Raw genomic sequence first — 4,891 nt, forward strand, 5'->3', positions numbered from 1 at the left:
TCCTGCACCGACATGGACTGGGGCAGGCCGTCGCCGGCCAGCAGCACGTAGCGCTCGTTGGCCTCGTCGGACCAGCGCACCGTGGCCGCATCGGCCTGGGCTGCCACACGGATCTGGCGCACGAACCCTTCGGCCAGGGCCTGGAGGCAGGCCGCCTCGGAGGCCTGCACGCTGACCGCGTACAGCGCCTGCAGCTGCTGGTGCTGCACGTTGAGGCTGGCGGTCTTCTCGCGCACCTTGTCTTCCAATTCGGCGTGCGAGCTCTGCAGCGACTGGGCCATCAGGTTGAAGCCTGCGGCCAGCTGGCCGAACTCGTCGTCCACCTCCACGCTCATGCGCGTGTCCAGGTGTCCGCGCCGCATGCGCTCCAGCGCCGAGCGCAACTGGCCCACGGGATGCAGCACCAGCCAGTAGCTGGTGGCCATGAAGCTCACGGCCGCGATGATGGCCAGCGCCATCAGACACATCTGAAACAGGTGCAGGATGGCCGTCCAGCGCGAGAGCCGGTCCTCGATGGCTTCGACAAAGCCGTCCACCTCGCGCACGAAGGCGTCGGCGCTGCCCATGATGGCCTGCGCATCAGCCTGGTCCTCGGCCTGCCAGCGCGCGTGCAGCGCGCTCCAGTCGCGGCGTATGCGCTCGTAGCGCGCCCTGACCTCGTCGCTCCAGGGCACGAACAGCGGGCGCGACATGTCGCCGCTGCGCAGCAGGTCCAGGCTGGCGTCGAACTGCTGCGCGCGCGCCTGCCACTGCGCAGGCGCCTCGTTCTGGCGCGCCATGGCCATGCGCACCATGCTCATGCGCAGCCGCCCGGCCTCGTTCACGGCGGCCGCGCCGCCTTCCAGCTGCCAGGCCACCCACAGCGTGAAGCCGATCGATGCCACGGCCGCCAGCAGGCAGGCCGCGCCCATGAGCAGCAGCTTGGTCGAAAGCGAGGGCTTGCCATGCATGGTTGCACTGTAGCCACGGCACATTTGCGCGTCTTGACCTGAATCAAGCGCCGCCCGTTTGCGCCGTGCCCCGCCCCGATTCCTAGGATCCTTTCAACTGCCCCCAATGCCCACAGGGCCTATGGGGCCCCCGGGCGAGGCCAGTGTTTAGCATGGGGCCATGCAAGTCCGCTCCCACCTCCGCCCCTTCATCCGCACCCCGCGCCTTGCCGGCCTGGCTGCGGCCGCATGGCTGGCGGCAGCCCTTGCCGGCTGCGCCAGCTCCTCCACACCGGCGCGGGACTGGACGCAGCAGCTGCAGCGCTGGTCCGACGCGCCCATCGTGCTGCTGGGCGAGCAGCACGATGCGGCGGCCCACCAGGCCTGGCAGCAGGCCACGGTGGAGCAGTTGGCAAAACAGGAGCGCCTGGCCGCGCTGGTGATCGAGATGGCGCCGCGCACGGGCTCCACGGCCAGCCTGGCGCGCGACGCCTCCGAGGACGCTGTGCAGCAGGCCCTGCAATGGCAGGACGCCGCCTGGCCCTGGCCGCGCTACCGCGGCGTGGTCATGGCCGCCGTGCGCGCAGGCGTGCCCGTGCTGGGCGGCAACCTGCCCCGCGCCGACATGAAGCAGGCCATGCGCAACCAGAACCTGGACACCCACCTGCCGCCCGAAGCCTGGCAGCGCCAGCTCGACGCCATCCGCGAAGGCCACTGCGGCCTGCTGCCCGACACACAGCTGCCGCCCATGGCCCGCATCCAGCTGGCCCGCGATGCCAGCATGGCCGAGGTGGCCAAGGCGGCGATCAGGCCCGGCAAGACCGTGGTGCTGGTGGCCGGGCGGGGCCATGTCCTGCGCGGGGTGGGCATCCCGACCTGGCTGCCGGAGTCCGCAGCAGCCAAAGTGGCCGTGGCGCAGGCAGGCGAGACATCGGTGGCGCACGAATCCGATGTGGACTGGCTGCAGAAGACGGACGCCTTGCCGGCCAAGGACCACTGCGCAGAGCTGCGCGAGAAGTTCAGGAACCCGCCGGCACCGCGGGCGGATGCGGGTCGGGTGGACTGAGCTTCACCCCTGCACGGCCCACATTCCCTCGTTGCCCGAGACCCACTCGCCGAACGCCTGCGCAGGCATGGGCTTGCTGCACAGATAGCCCTGGAAGAAGTCGCACCCCTTGCCGCGCAGGAATGCCAGCTGCTCGGCCGTCTCCACGCCCTCGGCCAGCACCTTCAGCCCCATGGCATGCCCCAGCGCGATCACCGACCCGCTGATGGCCATGTCGTCGGCGCTGTGCGGGATGTCGCGGATGAAGCCCTGGTCGATCTTGAGCAGGTCCAGCGGGAAGCGCTTGAGGTGGGCCAGCGAGGAATAACCGGTGCCGAAGTCGTCGATGGCCAGCCGCAGGCCCTGGGCGCGCAGACGGCGCATGACGGCCAGGGCCTCCTCGGGGCGCTCGGCCAGGGCGCTTTCGGTGATCTCCAGCTCCAGGCAGTGCGGGGCGAAGCCCGTGGCGGCCAGCGCGTCGGCGGTGGCACCGGCGATGTCGGTCAGCAGGAACTGGTGCAGCGAGACATTGACCGCGATGGTCATCTCGGGCAGGCCCTGATCGCGCCAGCGCTGGCCCTGGGCGCAGGCCTCGCGCAGCACCCACAGGCCCAGCGCGCCGATGACGCCCGAGCTTTCGGCCACAGGGATGAAGCGGGCCGGGGAGATGAGGCCCTCGTCCGGGTCCAGCCAGCGCACCAGGGCCTCGGCGCCCACCAGGCGGCCAGTGGCCAGGTCGATCTGGGGCTGGAAGTACAGGCGCAGGTGGCCCAGGTCTATGGCCTGCCGCAGCCGTGCCTCCATGGCCAGGCGCTCGCGCGCGGCCGAGGTCATGTCTTCCTCGAAGAAGCACCAGGCACGGCCGCTGCGCGACTTGGCGCCGTAGACGGCCGCATGCGCGCCCTGCAGCAGGTCCTGGGCATTGCCGGCATGGGAGGGGTACATGCAGATGCCCACGCTGACGCCGGCCATGACGGACAGGCCGTCCGGCGAGCTCCAGGGCTGGCCGGCCGCCGCGATCAGTTGCCGTGCGCGGGCGATGGCGTCGCCGCGCTCGCTCATGCCCTTGCACAGCACGGCCAGTTCGTCACCGGCCATGCGACCTATGAGGTCCTGGGGGCCCAGGGAATCGTGCACACGGGCGGCGATGTGGCGCAGTACCTGGTCGCCGATGGCGTGGCCGTAGCTGTCGTTGACGTCCTTGAAGCGATCGATGTTCAGCAGCATCACGGCCAGCGTGCCCTGCTCGGCGGCCGCCTCGGCCACGGCGTCTTCCAGCAGCGCTGTGAAGCGCACGCTGTTGGGCAGGCCGGTGAGCATGTCGCGGTGGGCCAGGAATTCGAGCTGGGCCTCGCGCGCCTTCTCGGCCGAGATGTCGGTGAACATGCACACGTAGTGCGTGACCTTGCCTTGTGCGTCCTTGACAGCGCTGAGCGACATGCGCTCGGGAAAGACCTCGCCGTTCTTGCGGCGGTTCCAGATTTCGCCCTGCCAGTGGCCCGTGGCCTGCATGCTGTCCCACATGGCCTCGTAGAAGGCCTTGTCGTGGCGGCCGGACTTGAACATGCGCGGGGTCTTGCCCAGCATCTCCTGCTCGGTATAGCCCAGCAGCCGCGTGAAGGCGCTGTTGACCGAGAGGATGCGGCTGCGCGCATCGGTGACGACCACGCCCTCCATGGTGTTGTCCACCACGGCGGCGGCCAGGCGCTGGCGTTCGTCGGCCTCCCGCCCGGCAGCCATCGCGGCATGGGCAGTGCGCTCTCCACGGCGCATGCGCCACAGCAGCCAGCCGCCGCCCACGGCCGTGACCAGCACCAGGGCCACCGAGGACAGCATGCGCCGCTGCGCTGCCGGCCCGGGCGGTATCTGCAGGTGCGCCAGCAGCCATTCCACGCCCCAGAGCCACAGCAGACCTGCGCACACATACAGGGTCAATGCGCCCCAGAGCGGTATTCGGGGCTGCTCTCCCTGATCTTGCATGTGGTTCCTCAGAACGTTCCCAGAACGTGTGACTTGCGCAGGGTCGTGTGCATGCTGCGACAATTGCGCCGCTATGACCCAAGCCTATATTCTTACCCTTTCGTGCCCCGACCGGCTCGGTCTGGTACATGCCGTCTCGGGCTTTCTGCTCGAGCAAGGCGGCAACATCGAAGAGGCCGCGCAGTATAACGACCCGGCCACCGGACTGTTCTTCATGCGCGTGCAATTTGCCTGCAACGGCTGCGATCCCGCGGCTCTGAGGGCGGCCCTGGCCGACCTGGGCGGCCAGTACCAGATGAAGTGGCGCCTGCACACCAAGGCCGAAGCCATGAAGACCGTGCTCATGGTCAGCAAGGAAGGCCACTGCCTCAACGACCTGCTGTTTCGCTGGAAGAGCGGCCTGCTGCCGGTGGACATCCGCGCCATCATCAGCAACCACCGCGAGTTCTACCAGCTGGCGGCCAGCTACAACATCCCCTTCCACCACATCCCCGTCACGGCTGCCACCAAGGCCCAGGCCGAGGCAAAGCAGTTCGAGATCATCGAGGCCGAAGGCGCCGAACTCGTGGTGCTGGCACGCTACATGCAGGTGCTGTCCAACGACCTGTGCACCAAGCTGGCCGGCCGCGCGATCAACATCCACCACAGCTTCCTGCCCAGCTTCAAGGGCGCCAAGCCCTACTACCAGGCCCATGACCGCGGCGTGAAGCTGATCGGCGCCACGGCCCACTATGTGACGGCCGACCTGGACGAAGGCCCGATCATCGAGCAGGACGTGGCCCGCGCCGACCACACCGACACCGTGGAAGACCTCACGGCCCGCGGCCGCGACACCGAGAGCCAGGTGCTGGCCCGCGCCGTCAAGTGGCACAGCGAGCACCGCGTCATCCTCAACGGCCACAAGACCGTGGTCTTCCGCTGAAGCCGGCTCCCGGCC

General features: G+C 69.1%; 4 protein-coding genes. 2 read left to right on the forward strand and 2 right to left on the reverse strand.

From position 1 onward, the window contains the following. Positions 1–950: type IV pili methyl-accepting chemotaxis transducer N-terminal domain-containing protein (locus tag L995_RS19280; RefSeq protein WP_047473040.1), on the reverse strand; the 950-nt coding region annotated here is incomplete at its 3' end. Positions 951–1,110: 160 nt separating this feature from the next. Between L995_RS19280 and L995_RS19285 the strand changes: the two genes are divergently transcribed. Continuing rightward, a complete protein-coding gene (locus L995_RS19285; RefSeq protein WP_047473039.1) occupies positions 1,111–1,995 on the forward strand; it encodes a ChaN family lipoprotein in 885 nt (294 codons plus the stop codon). Between the two features lie 3 nt (positions 1,996–1,998). Here the strand turns inward: L995_RS19285 and L995_RS19290 are convergent, their stop codons facing one another. Beyond that, positions 1,999–3,954 carry a putative bifunctional diguanylate cyclase/phosphodiesterase gene (locus L995_RS19290; RefSeq protein WP_016451962.1) on the reverse strand — a complete coding sequence of 652 codons (1,956 nt, stop codon included), beginning with the start codon at positions 3,952–3,954 and terminating at the stop codon, positions 1,999–2,001. Between the two features lie 73 nt (positions 3,955–4,027). On the opposite strand from L995_RS19290, the gene purU reads away from it, so the two are divergent. Then, positions 4,028–4,876 (forward strand): formyltetrahydrofolate deformylase, encoded by an 849-nt coding sequence (purU, locus tag L995_RS19295; RefSeq protein WP_013804418.1) that lies wholly within the window; start codon positions 4,028–4,030, stop codon positions 4,874–4,876. Positions 4,877–4,891: the final 15 nt, after the last annotated feature.

The sequence above is a fragment of the Delftia sp. ZNC0008 genome (genome assembly GCF_000799035.1).
In the GTDB taxonomy this organism is placed as follows: Bacteria; Pseudomonadota; Gammaproteobacteria; order Burkholderiales; family Burkholderiaceae_C; genus Comamonas; species Comamonas tsuruhatensis.